Source organism: Paenibacillus sp. Cedars (assembly GCF_003184205.1).
Classification (GTDB): domain Bacteria; phylum Bacillota; class Bacilli; order Paenibacillales; family Paenibacillaceae; genus Paenibacillus_AQ; species Paenibacillus_AQ glucanolyticus.
Genome location: NZ_CP020866.1, coordinates 2552472 through 2569957, shown reverse-complemented (window position 1 = coordinate 2569957; position 17486 = coordinate 2552472). Strand labels below are relative to the sequence as shown.

Annotated in this window: 17 protein-coding genes; 2 read left to right on the top strand and 15 right to left on the bottom strand. The window is 46.3% G+C overall.

From position 1 onward, the window contains the following. Window positions 1-25: 25 nt before the first annotated feature. The 15 genes from B9D94_RS13520 to B9D94_RS13450 form a co-directional block, all read right to left on the bottom strand. Window positions 26-772 carry an ABC transporter ATP-binding protein gene (locus B9D94_RS13520; RefSeq protein ID WP_006210261.1) on the bottom strand — a complete coding sequence of 249 codons (747 nt, stop codon included), beginning with the start codon at window positions 770-772 and terminating at the stop codon, window positions 26-28. Window position 773: 1 nt separating this feature from the next. Next, window positions 774-1583 carry a staphylopine uptake ABC transporter ATP-binding protein CntD gene (locus tag B9D94_RS13515; protein WP_148247248.1) on the bottom strand — a complete coding sequence of 270 codons (810 nt, stop codon included), beginning with the start codon at window positions 1581-1583 and terminating at the stop codon, window positions 774-776. After that, a complete protein-coding gene (gene opp1C, locus B9D94_RS13510; RefSeq protein WP_006210263.1) occupies window positions 1564-2451 on the bottom strand; it encodes a staphylopine uptake ABC transporter permease subunit CntC in 888 nt (295 codons plus the stop codon). Before opp1C (B9D94_RS13510) ends, B9D94_RS13515 begins: the two co-directional genes overlap by 20 nt. After that, entirely contained in the window at window positions 2451-3383 is a 933-nt protein-coding gene (gene opp1B / locus B9D94_RS13505; protein ID WP_148247247.1) for a nickel/cobalt ABC transporter permease, read from the bottom strand. The genes opp1C (B9D94_RS13510) and opp1B (B9D94_RS13505) overlap by 1 nt, the downstream gene beginning before the upstream one ends. Before the next feature lie 41 nt (window positions 3384-3424). After that, entirely contained in the window at window positions 3425-4996 is a 1572-nt protein-coding gene (nikA, locus tag B9D94_RS13500) for a staphylopine-dependent metal ABC transporter substrate-binding lipoprotein (RefSeq protein WP_172964048.1), read from the bottom strand. A gap of 78 nt (window positions 4997-5074) precedes the next feature. Further along, on the bottom strand, window positions 5075-6373 hold the full coding sequence (locus B9D94_RS13495) for an opine metallophore biosynthesis dehydrogenase (RefSeq protein WP_006210265.1): 1299 nt from the start codon (window positions 6371-6373) through the stop codon (window positions 5075-5077). 34 nt (window positions 6374-6407) lie between these two features. Then, the gene (locus tag B9D94_RS13490; protein ID WP_076152329.1) at window positions 6408-7199 is read right to left on the bottom strand and encodes an SAM-dependent methyltransferase; all 792 of its coding nucleotides are present in this window, start codon (window positions 7197-7199) and stop codon (window positions 6408-6410) included. Next, entirely contained in the window at window positions 7180-8061 is an 882-nt protein-coding gene (locus B9D94_RS13485; RefSeq protein WP_076152330.1) for a histidine racemase CntK family protein, read from the bottom strand. Before B9D94_RS13485 ends, B9D94_RS13490 begins: the two co-directional genes overlap by 20 nt. A 145-nt stretch (window positions 8062-8206) precedes the next feature. Beyond that, the gene (locus B9D94_RS13480; RefSeq protein WP_253806152.1) at window positions 8207-9439 is read right to left on the bottom strand and encodes a staphylopine family metallophore export MFS transporter CntE; all 1233 of its coding nucleotides are present in this window, start codon (window positions 9437-9439) and stop codon (window positions 8207-8209) included. Window positions 9440-9502: 63 nt separating this feature from the next. Next, window positions 9503-10270: an ABC transporter ATP-binding protein gene (locus tag B9D94_RS13475; protein WP_148247246.1), complete on the bottom strand. Its 768-nt coding sequence runs from the start codon at window positions 10268-10270 to the stop codon at window positions 9503-9505. Then, entirely contained in the window at window positions 10270-11082 is an 813-nt protein-coding gene (locus B9D94_RS13470) for an ABC transporter ATP-binding protein (RefSeq protein ID WP_148247245.1), read from the bottom strand. Before B9D94_RS13470 ends, B9D94_RS13475 begins: the two co-directional genes overlap by 1 nt. Continuing rightward, a complete protein-coding gene (gene opp1C, locus B9D94_RS13465) occupies window positions 11045-11929 on the bottom strand; it encodes a nickel/cobalt ABC transporter permease (protein WP_036638912.1) in 885 nt (294 codons plus the stop codon). The genes B9D94_RS13470 and opp1C (B9D94_RS13465) overlap by 38 nt, the downstream gene beginning before the upstream one ends. 1 nt (window position 11930) lies before the next feature. Beyond that, entirely contained in the window at window positions 11931-12860 is a 930-nt protein-coding gene (gene opp1B / locus B9D94_RS13460) for a nickel/cobalt ABC transporter permease (RefSeq protein WP_006210272.1), read from the bottom strand. A gap of 116 nt (window positions 12861-12976) precedes the next feature. Further along, window positions 12977-14593 carry a nickel ABC transporter substrate-binding protein gene (nikA, locus tag B9D94_RS13455; RefSeq protein ID WP_148247244.1) on the bottom strand — a complete coding sequence of 539 codons (1617 nt, stop codon included), beginning with the start codon at window positions 14591-14593 and terminating at the stop codon, window positions 12977-12979. Between the two features lie 445 nt (window positions 14594-15038). After that, entirely contained in the window at window positions 15039-15536 is a 498-nt protein-coding gene (locus B9D94_RS13450) for a DUF1579 family protein (RefSeq protein WP_148247243.1), read from the bottom strand. A gap of 262 nt (window positions 15537-15798) precedes the next feature. On the opposite strand from B9D94_RS13450, the gene B9D94_RS13445 reads away from it, so the two are divergent. Beyond that, a complete protein-coding gene (locus B9D94_RS13445) occupies window positions 15799-16386 on the top strand; it encodes a TetR/AcrR family transcriptional regulator (protein WP_148247242.1) in 588 nt (195 codons plus the stop codon). 126 nt (window positions 16387-16512) lie between these two features. After that, window positions 16513-17391, top strand: coding sequence for a haloalkane dehalogenase (locus B9D94_RS13440; RefSeq protein ID WP_036638903.1), 879 nt, complete (start codon window positions 16513-16515; stop codon window positions 17389-17391). Window positions 17392-17486 lie beyond the last annotated feature (95 nt).

Here is a 17486-nt window from a genome sequence, read left to right as displayed (position 1 = left end):
CTCTCCTCCTGCTTGCGAATAAACGTCAGAACGTAATCAAATGCTTCATTAATTTTTTGGCGTAGTCGGACTCGACCTCTTTTAATTGCTCAACACGAACCGTTTCCACAACTTTGCCGCTTTTGAATATAAGGATTCGGTCGCACAGATAAGCGGCAGCTTGAATGTCGTGCGTGATAAAAATGTAACTCATGTGATATATTTCTTTAAGCTCCTTTAGCAACCGAAGCACTTGAATCTGCACCGATACGTCCAGGGAACTGATCGCCTCGTCCAGCACAATGCATTTTGGTTCTGTGGCAACGGCTCTGGCAATGCAGACTCGCTGTGCCTCTCCTCCGGATAACTCATGGGCGTATTTCATTTTATATGAAGGGTCCAATCCAACCTGCTTCAGCAGCAGATCGATTTTGCTCCTCTTGTCAGACTGAAGTGGTTTTTGCATTGCCAGTGCCTCCAGGATTGCTTCCTCCACGGTAAAGAATGGATTAATGGACGACGAATAATCCTGGAACACGGCACTCATGTTGCCGGATCGCACATGCCGGTGTCTTACAGGCTTTCCTTCATACAGAACACTGCCGCGGTCAGGTTGTTCAATACCCAAAACTAAGCGTCCGAGCGTTGATTTTCCGCTGCCGCTTTCACCGATGATGCCAAGGCTTTCGCCATTGCCGCATTCAAAGCTTACACCATGCAGAACCTGTTGTTTGTTTCTAGTAAACATGCCGCCTGTCCGGTAGGATTTCTCGACGTTCACCACGGTTAACACATTACATCCCTCCGTTCATGAGCACATTGAAATGATGGCTGAGCTCAAGCCGGGTAGAGACCAGGTATTGCGTGTAGGGATGCCGAGGTGCGGTAAACACCTCTTCAACGCTCCCTGTCTCCACGATGATACCGTTTTTCATGACCGCAACCTCATCTGCAATCTTCTTTACGACCCCCAAATCATGCGACACAAAGATCATGGAAGCCCCCATTCTTTCCCGAAGACGGATGAACTGCTCAACGACCTCGAATTGCGAAATCGTATCCAGCGCCGTGGTCGGTTCATCGGCAATGATGATATCGGGTTCCAGTACAAGTGTGAGTGCAATCATCAATCGTTGGAGCATGCCGCCTGATAACTGGTGTGGGTATTTGTTCAAAATCTCCATAGGCTGCTCCAGCATGACGCTTTCCATCGCCTTCTTCATATTGGCCTCAGCGATACTCTTGCTCCAGTCATAATGCGTTCTCAGTGTCTCCTGGACATGAACGCCTACCACGGAGGACGGATCAAACGCTCCCATACCGTGCTGCATGATCATGCCGATGTGTTTGCCCCTTATTTTTCGCATTGCTTTATCTGAAAGATGTTCCAGATGCTCACCCTTGTACAGGATCTTCCCGGATTGACGAATCCAAGGCCTATGTAATCGTATGATCGATCTGCACGTCAATGATTTCCCGCTCCCGCTTTCGCCTACAATTGCAAGACAGGTTCCCTGCTTCAATTGAAACGAAATGTTACGAATAATTTCTCTTCCCTCGCTGGCATCCCATACCTTCAGATGATTAACCTCTAGCATATTCATAAGCCGGTTTCTCCACCTCTGTCATTTGCGGCTGCTTGCCGGACTTCATGCGTTTGGGATCAAGCGCGACTTGAAGTCCATCCGCCAGAAAATTAAATGCTGATACAGCAATCACAATAGCCAGGCCGGGCGCTAACATCAGCTCGGGCCGAGAGAACATAACCTCTCTTGCTTCATTAAGCATCATTCCCCATTCGGCGTTGGGAGCCTTGATACCCAGCCCCAGGAATGACAACCCGGAGATTTGTAAAATCATGGAACACATCGAACCGCTGGCAATGACGGCAATATCGGAGAAGGTCACGGGAACGATGTGTCTGAGGATAATTCTTCGATTGCTGATGCCGATTGCTTTTGAGAACTTAACGTAATCCTTTTCCGTGTACTGGAGAACCGATGTACGGATGACGCGAGCAAACCATGCCCATTTCATGGCTACGAAAGCAATCAGGATGTTCTCAAGTCCGGCGCCCAGAATGCCGACTACGGCCAATGTCATCACATACCCTGGAAATGAGAGCATCACATCGCATACTCTCATCAGGAACGCATCCGTTTTTCCTCTGAAATAACCTGCTATGAAACCAACGATGGCGCCAACACCTACCGATGCCAACATGGTGGCCAGAACCCATAGAACGCTGGGACGTATCCCATAGATCAGTCTGGATAAAATGCATCTTCCCAAATGATCATTGCCAAGCCAATACGACCAGGATGAATGAGCGAAGCGAAGTTTCATATCGACTTGGTTAGGATCGTGCGGCGCAAAGAAGGGAGCAAACAGGCCGACAACAACGATTGTGGCGATAACGACTAGTGACAGGCTGGCCAGTTTGTCTCTAGTCAAATTTTTGAGTGTGCTCATCACAATTCCTTTCTTAATTTCGGATTCAGCGCAGCGTTGATTACGTCCGACAACGTGTTAAACAGCACGAAGGTTACCGCTAAAATAAGAACATACGCCTGTATCACCGGAAAATCCCTGCTCAGGATGGATTTTACGCTCAGTCGTCCAAGGCCCGGCCAGGCAAATACGTTCTCAATCACGACAGTACTCCCCAAAATAATAGGGATCGCCATGCAGAATATGGACACGGCCACCTGCAGGGAATTCCTCAGAATATGTTGGGTAATCTTTCTCTCTGACAAGCCGCAAGCTCTCCCATATACCACATAGCCTTCATCCAATTGGGTAAGCATTGAACTTCGGACGTTTCGAAAATAAATGCCCACATAACTTACCGATATCACGGTGACGGGGAGAATATAGCTCTGATAGGAGTCCATACCGCTGGTGGGCAGCAAGTCCAAGCGGACCGATAGATACCAGATCAATATCGAGGCAAGCCAGTACGAAGGCATCGACGTTAGAATAAAAGAGACGCCTCTTACGGAACGATCCAGTATTTTCCCTTCATTTAATGCGCATACAACCCCCAGAAGAATAGACATGAAGATAATGATGACGGATGAAACCATCGTCAGCTTGAATGTATTGACAAAGGCCGGGCTGATCAAGGACCACACAGACTGTCCCGTTACATAAGACTCCCCGAAGTCTAACCGAAGGCAGGCCAGCATCCAGTCGGCATACTGTTTCAGGAACGGCTGATTCATTCCCAACTCTTCGCGTGTCTGTGCCAACAGTTCTTCCGTTATCTCGGGAACTTCTTGCGCCCGGAGTACGACTTCTGCAGGATCCATGGGCGACAGGTTAATCAGCAGAAAGGTCAGAAACGAAATGATGAACAGGATCGGAACAGAGATCAGTAATCTTTTTACAACATAACTTCCCATAAGGACTCCTTGTCGAATTAGGATTCAGCGGTCAGACCGAACTATTCAAAATACATTTGCTCAAAGGGCAGTTCGAACTGAGTTTGCTTGAATGCAATACCTTGCAGGCTCTTGGGCGCCAGCACCGTGACACTCCCGTTGGAAATCGGAATGAATACCGCTTCATCGTGAACAATTTGCAGGATTTCAGCATACAACGACTTTCTGACTTCCTCGTCGGTAGAAACCATAACCTGCTGAATCAGGTCATAGAGGTGATCCGCTTCTGCGATTCCCTTGGTTGTATGCAGATATGACGCTTCCGAAGTGAATGCAAAAATCGTGCTCTGAGGGTCATAGGCCAATCCCCAGGTCTGATTGAATAATAATTCGTAATCCCCTGTAGAGCGTCGATTCGCAATGGAACTCGACTCCTCGCCGATGAGATCCAGCTTGATTCCAATCCCGCCCACCGTATTCTGAATATATTCCGCCTGCGTTTTTTGCGAAGCTGAGTTACTGTCATAGTATAATTTGATGGTCAAGCGTTTCCCGTCCTTCATTCTGGCATCGCCCTCACCGTCCTTTGTCCAACCGGCTTGCTCCAGAATTCGCTCTGCAGCTTGGAGGTCATAACCACGCTCCTTCAGCTGAACATCGGCATAGTTGACGTTGGATGAGAAGAGTCGATTCGCCACCGATTCGGTGCCTTCGAAGATATCCTTGCTGATCGTTTCGCGATCTATCGCATGCCAAATGGCCTCGCGCACTGCCTTTTCACTTACCGGACTGTCCGCTTTGCTGCTGTTAGCCACGATCATTTTTGTATTCATGGCTTCGCTTCGAACCAATTGAAAGGTTCCGGCGTCAACCAGGTGATTCATGGCCTGGACGTCGATGCTGTCTGCGCCCCGATCATCGGTGAATACGAAGTTCACCTCTCCTTTTTGCATAGCCAGGAAGGTCGTTTCCCCGGCGGGAAGCACCTTTGCCGTTATTTTTTTGATTTTTGGCTGACCTCCCCAATACTCCTCATTGGCAGTAAATGTGGCATACTCATCGATTTTATGTTCTGTAAACTTGTAGGGGCCGGTTCCGTTATGTCCTTGCACCCCATCCTTGGTTTCTCCCTGAATGAAGTCATTGGGAGAGAGGAACACATAAGGCCGCGTCATAGACAATTCAACAAGTGCAGGATAGTAGGGTTCGCTTAAATTCAATTGAAAGGTATATTCATCCACTACCTTGATGCTCTTGATCTTGGTCGACAGTTTGATCCAGGCATGTTTATCCGCGTTGTGCTGCACAGCTTCGATGTTCATTCTGACGGCTTCCGCATTAAAGGGTTCCCCGTCATGAAACTTTACATCTTTCCTTAAATGGAAGGTGTACGTCTTCCCATCCTCGGATAGGTCCCAGGATTCCGCCAGAAGCGGCTTTATTCCTTCTTTTGTGTTCTCTACCAGTGATTCGTAAACCATTCCTTGAGCCGGCATCGATCCTGTGTATAAATGTGGATTCATATCATGAATATCTTTCGCTGTTGCATAAATGATTTCGTCTTGGAGCTTGGTTGTGTCCTTGCTTCCCTGATTCTCAGCTCCACACGCAGCCAAAAGCGCGGTCATAACCATAAGCATCCATAGCCATAAAGTTGTTCTTCTCACAGTCTTCCTCCTATTTATCTGGTTGTTATATGTAAACGCAAAAGGCTATACGTTAGACATCTCCTCGCCTATCCATTTCAGATCCTCCTCGAAACTTTGGATCTGGAAGGCGTCTGACAATACTCGGCCTTGATTAGCTAGCGACACACTTGTAATTTTGTTCTCATACGTATCAATGAAGCGATCGATAGTGGGGCAATTCACCTTGAGATTTCTGGCAATGCCTTGGATGATCTTTACCCGGTAATAATCCTCCTTGGGCATCCTCGGGATATCCAGGCTTCCTTCCTTATTGACAAATATCTTCCGAATCGGAACCGCCGAGAAATCGAAGTATTTCCCGTCTTGATCTGGCTGCGAGAAGGGATCGATTAACAAGGAAGCGTAACGTATGAACAACAAATACTCTTGATGAACGGCCTGTAAATGGTTAAAACCTTCGATATCCTCACGCGACAAGCTTTCGTTCCGTACGGGATAGTTATCATCGGTCATGAATTTCAGCAAATTGATGCTTGGTATCCCTAACTTGTCTAAAATACTCATCATCTCGCTCCATTGCGATCTCATATTACGGATCAGATTCTGTGTAATGGGCCCTTCCGGGAAGAGCTTGTAGACATATTTGGGAATGTCATTCGATTCGTCAAAAATGGCGCTTAGTGAAAAATCATTCATGAACAAAGCAGGGTGAACGTAGAGCGAGATGTTCCTCGCCTCTGCTTCCAGAGGCGTCCGCATGACTTCTAAATCTATATCGAGGCCCTTGTGCAGACGGCATAACGCATCGATAAGAGGAGAACGCCCCCTCGTAGATCCGATAAAGACTTTTTTCTTAACCGCCGTTGTGATGACATGGTTGGATACCCTGTTATCCATCCACCTCGTGTCCCCGATATACGTAGAGAAACTTATGATTTCCGCATCCGGATTCAAGCGCCGGATGTAGCCGGAGACCAGCTGATTGGAGCCGAGAGTCGGTGAAATCAGCACTAAGCTTTTGACCTTGCACAGAACGTCAGGATGAATTTGCCGGATCACATCTATATAAGCATCCGTGGTCACTGCAAGAAAGAGACTATCCCATGCCCCTTCAATGGTTTCGAAGCCTCGAAATACATCGTCAATACAAGCTTCGCCTTCCATAGCATGATGCTTTTTGTTTTGAATACTCACGCAAACCTTCTGATCATTTACTGCAAGTGATTCGAAGAAATCAGCGGAACGGACCGATTCCCTTCCGGCAATTCCGAGCCGGCAGCGAAATTCCCTTTTAAGAGTAACCGCCAGTTGCAAGGCAGCAGGTCCCGTCCCCAATAATAAGACTCGCTTCATATTTTCCATAAAAACACCTCACATTGATTACCTTGTGGCGAACCTAGCTTTTCTTGTACAACGCAATGTCAAAGATATCGTTCCTGCGCAATACGTTACCAACTAGTCTCCATTTGCTTACATCCGTATCTTGCATGGGATAATTGAATAATGACTTTAATTGGTCTCCGTATCTCATGGCTACTACGACGTGTTCATTCGTCAATGGGTGCAGCTGATCCAGTATTTCGTATTTATTAGAAATCGTAGAACTGAAGATAACATGGGTAATCGCATTCATATCATCGAGGAGATCCACCGGTGTATTTTTTAAAGTAATCTTCAATCCGGGGCCCAATTTCTCAGTAACCTTCAATCCGAGTTCAATGGCCTCGTTGTCAATGTCAATACCGACCACTTGAGCTCCCGTACGCTGAGCGATTAACAATGCCGTCATCGGGAACGAGCCAGAGCCAACCAGCAATACACTCGATGCGGAAGTTACCTGGAAGCTGCCGAACTCCTTCTCGATGCATTCTTCAATATTTCTGAAATAATCGGTGATCTCAGCATCTCCCTGTAATAATTTCATCGCACGATATTTCTCCAGAATGGCTACGCATCTCGCAGAGTGCTTTCTCACCTCGTCCACAAGATCGTTTATTCCACCCATTCCTTGTTCCTTCAGCAATTCCCAGTTACTGAGGTTGGACTCATCAATGATAAACGCAGAATAATCGTCAATGAGCCGCTCCAATTCCGTACAATGCCCAGCCGAATAATCAAACTGGTCCGCGAAATACTTAAAACTTGAGAGATAATCGGCCACGGACTGCTCAAACCATGCTAATTTCACGATTCCTCACTCCCTCCACATGGTCTGCATCCTGTTCGATGAATGCTATGCCTTGTGCTACAATGCCGACGTTTCCTTCGATTTCCAGTTGAGTCAACCGCTCTTGATCGTAGAAGGCTCTTACTTGAATCGTTCCACCCGGCTGCTGGATGGCAGCCTCCATACTTTTTTGATTCTTCCAGGCTAAGTAAGCCCCTATGGAAGCCGTTCCGGAGCCGCAGCCTCTTTCCCATACTGCGCTATCCAGATCCGACACATAGATCAGCGGAGCCAATTCACTGGTGCGTATGTTGTATAACAGAATGCCCAGCATCTTTGTATCGAGCAAGGGACCGATAAGTTTAACCAGATTTAACATTTTCCTCTTCATTTCAGTATCAATGTCCTCGACCTCAATTACGAAATGGACAAAGTCGCTGTATCTGACAACGAACATGTCGTAAGAGTCACTCCCGTCCTTTAGCACAGTTTGTTCAATTGTTAACGGAAGCGGCATATCCACTTGACACTGATAATCCCCACTGTTTTTTGTTATCCGACAAGTCACCAATCGCTCAACACCGGATACTTGTAAGTGGAGTTCGGTTGTTTCATTTTGATTTAACCCCTGTTCATTTGCTAAATAAGCAGCTAGAGCCATGCAGGCATTACCGCAGAATTCACCTCCAGCCATATGTAGCCGCGCATCCGCATTCTCCTTCCGGAACGGTTCAATAAATCCAACCTGTTCAGCATAAACATTGTCGTAGGACATGATTTTAGCAGCAATGACTTTATAGTCATCGGGCGGAAGCTTGCTCTTAATCAGTACCGTCATATTCTGTGTAGGGTTGCATTTCACAAAATCGATCTTATGCTTCATACCGGGCTCCCTTGGTTACAATATGTGATCAGTTGGTTTGTTTATTAATCGTAATCATTACGATTAAGGACAAGTGTAATATAGCATGTCACTATGAGATAGTCAACAGAAATTTCCAAAAAAAACAAGCCGCACTTTCGCGGCTTTACGATTTAGCATTCATTGCAGATCTGATCTCATTGCCTGCTTCCATCTGTTTCCTGAAAACCATGACCATAATCATGGCTGTGATAGTAAGAAACGTGCAGATTGTAAACATGGTAGAGTACGAACTTGTTTGTACAATTATACCCATTAGGAGTCCGCCCAGGGAGAAACCCAGATCATAGGCTGACATGAAAATGCCCATAAGAACATATCTGGAATCAGCAGGTAATACAAATGACAAATATGTGGTTAACATCGGGTACAGCAGTGCTACGGCAAAACCACTGAACACTGCAGAAAGGTACACAAGCGGCCCAATCATCTCTAACAGAGCGAGCAATTGGGTTCCCAGTGAGGCAGAAATAAGTAAGCCCGCTATCAGCCAAGTATTCCAGCTTCCGTCAGAAGGGATTTTTTTGCGCAAGCTGAATCTGCACAAAATAACCATAAACCCCTGAATCGTCAAAAATATTCCTGGACTCGCCACCCTTGCCGATACCATATACAGTGGTAGGAAAGTTGCGGTTGCTCCATATACACATGAAGCAAACAGCATAACCAAACTACTAATCAGCAGTGGTGTGCTGTTCAACATTCCTCTGAATGACCCTGCTATATCTCTGAGTGAATACGATTTATTCTGCACCGTGCTTCGTGGCATGTCCACGTTGTATCCGATCAGGATTGGGAACACCGCTAAACCGATCATCAGTACGGTAAACCAGATTTCGCTTGCGTGCTCCCAAATTTGTATGGCGAGTATAGGGATAACCAGAGAAGGAACCATTGTAAAAAGGGTATACATGGATAACCCCTGCCCCCGGTCTTTATCCTCCAGTTTCTCGACAATGCCAACCTGCATCGTCATAGAAAAAAATGCGGTAGCCGCACCTTGCAGTGCCCGCAGCCACAGATACGATTTCACATCAAAAACAACAAACAGCAGCAGAGTAGCCGCATGCAGAACCAGCAGCCACTTCATCACACGCAGCGGTCCATACTTACCAAGTAGTTGGGCCGCAAAAGGCCTTAGAAGCATACACGTAAACATGTATGCCCCCATTATTAGCCCGATCTCAGCCTGATTCAAGCCGGCTGCTTCACTCCGCAAGGGAAGAATAATCGTCAAGGCCGAATTGGCTGCAAAAAATAAAAAGGCCAGCATATAAAACCGGATAAACGAAAAGGACATGGGGTTTAATTTTCCATTGGCCGCTTCTGAAGAATCCAAAATATCGTCCCCCTCCTTCTTCATTTGGCAGTTAATCACAGAAGTGACTGGCCATTATACAAATCAGGTACCGTTTGCTCGAAAGGGCATAACCGATGCAAGCAATGCTTTCGCATATTCATTCGTTGCATCCGAGAGATGATTCCGTTCTAGCTCCTCCACAATTGTTCCGCGGTACAGGAAGAGTACCCGGTCACAGAGATTCGCCACAGCCTGAAGATCATGCGCTACAAATAGATAGGTCATGTTCATTTCATGCTGCAAAGTGCGCAGCAACTCCAGGATTTGCGCCTGGACGGAGACATCCAAAGAACTAAGTGCTTCGTCCAAAACCAGAAATTTCGGGCGGGTTGAGATTGCGCGGGCGATACACACCCGCTGTAATTGCCCGCCACTCAGTTCATGAGCATACTTGTGCATCACCGCATGAGGAAGCCCCACCTTCGCAAGCAAGTCATTGACCCGGTCATCCAGATCCGCAATATTACCCAGTGCAACCAAGGGTTCAGCTATGATATCCCGCACGATGAATTTGCCATTGACTGAAGACGTATAATCCTGAAAAACAACGCTTATTTTCCCTTTATTCTTCTTCATCCATTGGGAAACAAGCATCCCCTCAATCCGGACTTCACCTTGTGTTGGTTTCTCCAATCCAAGAATGAGGCGGCTTAACGTGCTTTTCCCACTTCCACTCTCACCAATCAGACCCAGGCATTCACCTTCACGGATCTCAAAATGAATATCTTTCAGAATTTCTGTTCTCTCTTTCCGAAAGAAGCCACCCGATTTGGGATAGCTTTTGGACAGATGATTCACTTCGACCAGCATTACTGCACACCTGCTTCCATGGAAGTCTGAAAAGGATCAGACAACTTGATTCGGGTCTGGATCAGAAATTGTGTAAATTCATGCTGAGGATTGGAAAATACGTCATTCGCCTTTCCTTGCTCGACGCATTCCCCATCCCGCATAACGATAAGATCATCCGCCAAATACTGCACGACACCCAAATCATGCGATATGAAAATGATGGACATACCCATCGTTTCGCGAAGTTGCTTGAATTGCTCAACAATCGCACGCTGGTTAATCGAATCCAGTGCGGTTGTCGGCTCATCGGCGATGATAATGTCAGGCTCCAGCATCATGGCAATGGAGATCATTACTCTTTGCAGCATGCCCCCTGATAGTTGATGCGGATACTTTTGCAGCACCTGCTCAGGTTGAAGAATATGAACACGATGCAAGGCATCCGCCGCCAGTTGTCTGGCTTCTTTTTTAGGGATCCGAAGGTTCTCTCGAAAGGTCTCCATCATTTGTTTCCCAATCGGTTCAAGCGGGTTAAACGCCGTCATTGCATCCTGTAAAATCATGCAAATACGCTGACCGCGGATCTTTCGAAGCTCTTCCCCGGTTTGCTGTAATAGATCCTTCCCCTGATAAAGGGCTGTTCCACTAATTTCAAGCCAGGGAGAGGCCAATCCCAGAATGGCTTTAGTGGATAAGGACTTGCCGCTCCCACTCTCGCCCACAATGCCAAGGCAGGTGTTGGACTGCAACGCAAAGCTTAGATTTTGCACAATGGGCAGACCGATTCTGGAATCAGTGATGGACAGATTTTTTACTTCTAACAAAGACATTCAACCGGCCTCCTTTCTTATGCATATAACTTTTCGGATTCATCGCCGCGTGCAGGCTGTCTCCCAAAAAGTTGAAAGCAGCCACGACCAGCAAAATCGCCAATCCAGGCGCAAGCATTTGCGTTGGATGTGTAATCATTACATTTTTTGCATCATTCAGCATCATGCCCCACTCCGGCGTAGGTGCCTGAACACCCAGACCAAGGAAGGACAACGCCGATATATTGAGGATGACCCAGCCCGTATCCAGCGTCGCAAAGACAGCGACTTCGCCCGAAACGCCAGGCAGCACATGTTTTCTCATAATATGACCCGTCCCGCATCCCGAGACTTTGGCAAAACGAATATAGTTCTTGTCCGTGTATTGAATAACTGTTGTACGAATCATCCGGGTATACCAGGCCCATTTGGCGATAATATTGGCGACGACGACATTTAGCAGGCCTGGACCGAGAATGCCGACAATTGCCAGAATCATGACTTCTGCCGGAAAGGAGAGCATCATATCACAGATTCGCATAATGACTTCATCCACCTTGCCGCGAAAATAACCCGATATGATGCCCAGCAGGGTTCCGATCGTAATTGTAATCGCGGTTGTAATTACAGCAAACAGGATCGTTGTACGAATGCCATAAAGAAGACGTGACAGATTACAGCGGCCGAGTTGATCTGTACCCAATGGATACTCCAGACTGATGCCTGCATATTTGTTCATAATGTTTAGACTCGTGGGATCATGCGGTGCAAACCAGGGTGCACCAACACCAGCGACAACCACAAGTGCGATTGTAATCATGCATAACACTGCCATTTTATCGGACACCAGGCGCTTCCAGAACATCATGTTACCCCTCCCTTCTTATCCGGGGATCCAGAGCTGAATTCAGAAGATCCACGAGTAGATTACAGACGACAAACATCACACCCATAATCAGAATATAGGCTTGAATAATCGGAAAATCCGAATTAAAAATCGCGGTGACGCACAAACGCCCAATGCCTGGCCATGCATAAATATTTTCCACAATGACCGTACCCGCGATTAACTTCGGGATCGACATGCCCAGCGCCGTAATCGATAATTGAAGAGAATTACGGAACACTTTCCAGATAATTGTCCGTTCCTTCAATCCTCTGACACGAGCGTATAACACGTAGTTTTCGGTTTTGTTTTGCACCATATTGTTGCGAATCAGCCTGACATAGGTAGAGATGAATACCAGGGACAGCGTTACTGCCGGCAGGATAACTGAACTCGCCTGCTCCATGCCACTCGTGGGGAACCAATTCAGCTTGACGGCAAATAACCACATCAGCAGAATGCCAATCCAGAAACTCGGCATGGCTGTGCCAATAAAGACCCATGCACGCATGAATCGATCCAGGATACTGTTCTCATATATCGCACATAACACACCAATCAGAATACTTATCGTCAGAATGATAACGAGGGCAACAGCCGATAGCTTTAATGTGGCTGGAAGGGCTCGTGCAATCTGCTCTCCAACCGATTGTTGGTTGACATAACTAATGCCGAAATCCCCCTGAATGCTGCTGCTAATCCAGTCCACGTAACGGGTCAGAAACGGTTTATCCAAACCTAGTGTTTCCCTCATGGCATCCACCATTTCCGGTGTCGGCGTAACTTGATTCACCCGCAGCGCCACTTCAGCCGGATCACTGGTTCGCAAATGGATCAGAATAAATGCTAAAAATGAAATACCGATCAGCACCGGAATAATGGCTAATATTCGTTTTATGACGTACCTGCCCAAGGTGATCCTCCTTTATATTTCATGGATTCACAAGGAAACCCCGCTGCACAACTCCGCGAATGGAAGATGGTGAGCGAGGCTTCCTGACTTTCCTAATGAATTTTCAAAATTCCTGATTACTCTTCGAAGTACATCTTCTCAAACGGAATTTCGTATTGGGAAACGTTAAAGCCCACACCCTGAAGCGCCTTGATATGAACGGCTTTGGTAACCGAATAGGTCAGTGGAATATATACATTTTCATCATGAATATACGTTAGAACCTCTTTGTACATGTTTTGGCGCTGTTCCTCATTCTGCTCGACCATCAGGTCCGTAATCGTGTGATCCAGCCACTCTTTTTTCTCCAGCCCCAATTGGGCTTGATAATCGGCGTGGGATGGCACCCTCCAGGAAGAGACATACGTTTGCGGATCATATGGCAATCCCCAGGAGAGGGAATACATCAGATCAAATTCACCCGTTTTCTGACGATCCAGATAGGCCTGCTTTTCTTCTCCAATAATGTTCAACGCTACGCCGACCTGCTTCAGATCGTTTTGCATGGATTCACTAATGGTTCGCTCCTGTGCATTATCCGAGTTGTAATAGATCGTCAGTTCAAGCTTGTTCCCATCCTTGTACCGATAGCCATCCGAGCCCGCAGCCCAGCCAGCCGCCGTAAGCAGATCGCTTGCTTTGTTCATGTCATACTGCACACCTTCAAGGCCCACATCTGCGTACGGAACCGAAGTGGAGAGCAGCGTATCTGCCACTTGTTCCGTCCCGTTCAATATGCCTTCCGCGATGATCTGTTTATTAATGGCATACATCAGCGCTTCACGCACTTGAGGCTCCTGAGTTGCTGAGCGGTTGGTATTAAGAACGATCGCACGTGAGCCAACCGGATGACTGATGACCGTGCTGTACTTCCCTTGATCCGTCAACACTTTGAACGATTCATTGTCCACCATGTCACCGTCCGAACCGAATAACAGGTCTACTTCTCCCTTTTCCAGGGCAAGCAGAATCGTTTGATGGTCAGGCATGACTTTCCACTTAATCGTTTGGATCTGCGGTTTGTCTCCCCAGTAATTTTCATTGACCGTAAATGTCGCGTACTGGTCCTGCTTGTGCTCTGTTAAAATGTATGGCCCTGTTCCGGCATAGCTGCTGACTCCATTCGCAGTTGTACCGTCAATAAAGCTTTTTGGTGAGATGAAGCGAAACGGACGAGTTAACCCCAATTCCTCCAATGTCGGGTAATACGGGTGTTTCAGTACAATCTGGAACGTGGCGTCATCGATCACTTTCGTCTCCTTGATCTCGGCAACCAGATTCAGCCATGAGTTCTTCTCGACATTTTCCAGAACTGCATCGATATTCAGCTTCACGGCTTCGGCATTAAACGGCTCTCCGTCCGAAAACTGAACACCTTTATGTAAATAGAAGGTATACGTTGTGCCATCTTCTGAGATATCCCACTTCTCCGCGAGTGCAGGCTTGATGCCTTCCGGCGTATTGATCACAAGGGATTCAAACACCATATTCTGAGCCGGCATCTCTCCAGCGTATAGATGGGGATTGATATCCCGGATATCCTTGGTGCTGGCAAAGACTAATTCCGCGTTGGAAGCTTTGGCGGTTTGTTGCGCATTTCCTGCTTCTGTGCCGGATGAACAAGCTGATAGTAGAAGCACTATTGAAAGCGATAGTAACAGAGTAAGTGTGTAATGCTTGCGTGATGTATGCATGATTTCCTTCCTTTTCCTATCAAGTAGATAATTCTAAAGTGTTTTATTTAAGAAGTAACCCTTCAATTGTGGAATCGACAATAACCGTAATGCAAGGTACTCTTTTCGCACTGCTTGATCTTTAGGTACATAGGTTTGTTTGGCCCTCCTGAAAATGAAATGTTTATTATTCGTAAATATTACGATTAACTGGTACAACTTTATCCCGACAACCTGTCTTTGTCAAGAGCTTTTCTGAAAATCGTAATAATTCTGATTAGTGATAACGCATAACAATAACGGTTAACCCTATATGTTCTTGTCGTCTTTCTGTTGGTTCCCTCCCTCCTCTTTCATAACTAAAAAACCACTGAATCATTTTGATCAGTGGTTTTAACAGATATAACGTTGCGATAGAGGCTGCTTTCATTCAAATGCACTTCATGGATAGTAGAGAATTTCTTTACTAGATCACTTTAGTCAACTTGATGTCCATCCATGGCACCCAATTCGTACCGTCGCTTGATAGCTCCCAACTACCTGTTAAGGTGTTGCTATCTTCGCTAAACATTCCTGTGAATCGCTCCGACTCCCCCCAAATTTTCCAATCACGGTCGAGTAGGTTCGCTTGGTATGCATTGAAATTACCTTGGTTGTCATATGAGTGTGTCGTGTAGTTCTGACTGGAAGCATCATAGCCAATGATCTCAATAGCCTTGACCTTATCTTTTCCCATATAGCCATCGACATGATGAATGAGAAAATAACCCCCGGGCAGCCATTCGTAGGTATCTACTGCTTTCAACACATCAGCTGCCCCGGACGGACTGGCTTTAATCACACCCTCTGTATTCCATTTCCCTACGAAGACATTCAAGCGTTCCATTGCAGGATCGGGTTTAGACGGTTTGTGTGAAGTAAGGGCATTATCATTCTCTGGTTCACGAATATTGTTTGTTGCCATCTTGATTTCTCCTTTCATGAGAACTGCGTCTATCCTAGCATGTAACAAACGTTATGCTTTCTTATGAATTGCTCCTTTTATCCTCCATTTCAACAAACTGATGTAACCTAGCCATCTCTTCCGATTCACTGTCCTCTTAATAGAAGTTGCCTCTCATGATGATTCGATGAAAATCCTGAAAAATTCTGTATTGACAATTGTTTACACATAACCTACAATAAAAAATGTAAGCAAGCACTTGCATTAAGGGGGGGGGTGTCTCATGAGTGCTAATCCGACTACAAGCGAAAAGATATTGCTGGCAACCATGGACCTCATGGCAGAAAAAGGCTATGACAGCACAACAACCAAAGAAATCGCGCTAGCTGCTGGAGTGAACGAGGTCACTTTATTTCGGCATTTTGGGACGAAAGAAAAACTGCTTGAGGCCGCCTTCAGCCGGTTCCACTATGGCAATGAGATGACCAGGCTTTTTAACGAGGGTCTTACAGGAAATCTGCATGAGGATCTGCTTACAGTGAGTCGAACGTATCATAACATCATGAACCGAAACAGAAAGCTAATATCAATCGCGCTAAAAGGGAGTAGTACTCTACCCGATTCTGTTCTACAAGAGGCTTCGCGCAATCCGAAGCACTTAAAAAATTTGCTCGCTGATTATCTAACTACAATGTCATCAGAAGGCAAAGTGGTCTCCACAAATCCTGAAATTCAAGCTTTATCGTTCATGTGGATGAATTACGGGGCTTTCATCAGTAGACTACATGCTAAAGAAGCGGTCTCGGAAGATACGCTTGAGGAATTTATTGAAGAAAGTGTAAGTGTATTTACTAAGGCACTTAGCCCTTAGCTATTATTTCACTAAGAACAGCTCCGAAGGAGCTTTTCTTATAACATAAATGAAAGTATGTGCTTGCTTTCATATATGAAAGCATTTATATATATTAAATTTAACAATAGAAAGGTGAGATTCTGAATGATTACACCGTCTTTTCCCTACGAAAAAAAGCGTCAACGCGTACTGGGTCTAGAAATGGCTTACGTTGACGAAGGAAGTGGAGATCCGATTGTCTTCCTGCACGGCAACCCTACCTCCTCTTATCTCTGGCGTGAAATTCTTCCTTATGCCCAAGATTTTGGTCGTTGCATTGCTCCTGATCTCATAGGTATGGGGGATTCCGAGAAAATTCCCCATAGTGGTACCGACTCTTACACCTTTGTAGAGAATCGTCGCTATCTCGATGCCCTGTTGGATCAGATTGGTGTTCACGAACGGGTTACTTTTGTGGTGCACGATTGGGGGTCGGCCCTGGGATTTGATTGGGCTTACCGCCATCCGGAGGCCGTTAAAGGAATCGCCTACATGGAGGGAATCATACAACCTCGTAGTTGGAGCGATCTTCCGGAACGGGGACGGAAAATTTTTCAGGCCTTACGATCGGAGGAAGGTGAACAGATGGTGTTGGAACACAATTCTTTCATCGAGACTAACCTCCCAATCGGCATTCTTCGTAAGTTGACCGAGGAAGAGATGAATGAATATCGTCGGCCATTCTCGCTGCCTGGTGAAGGCCGCCGCCCGACGTTAACCTGGCCGCGACAACTTCCGTTTGATGGAGATCCCGCTGATGTGACGGAGATTGTAACCACGTACGGAGAGTGGTTGGTACAGAGCTCGGTCCCGAAACTCTTCATCAACTGTGATCCAGGCACTATGCCGGTATCTCATGTTGAGTTCTGCCGTACCTGGTCAATGCAAACGGAGATCACCGTCCGTGGACTTCATTATCCTCAGGAAGATTCGCCTCATGAAATTGGCGAAGCACTTGCTGCCTGGTTAACGAATCTAACATAGTCGTTAAAGACCTTTTAGGTATGGATTAATATTAAATAAACAATTATTCTAGCAGATGCTCGTGCCTAATGCCATATAAACATGGACCGGTTCTA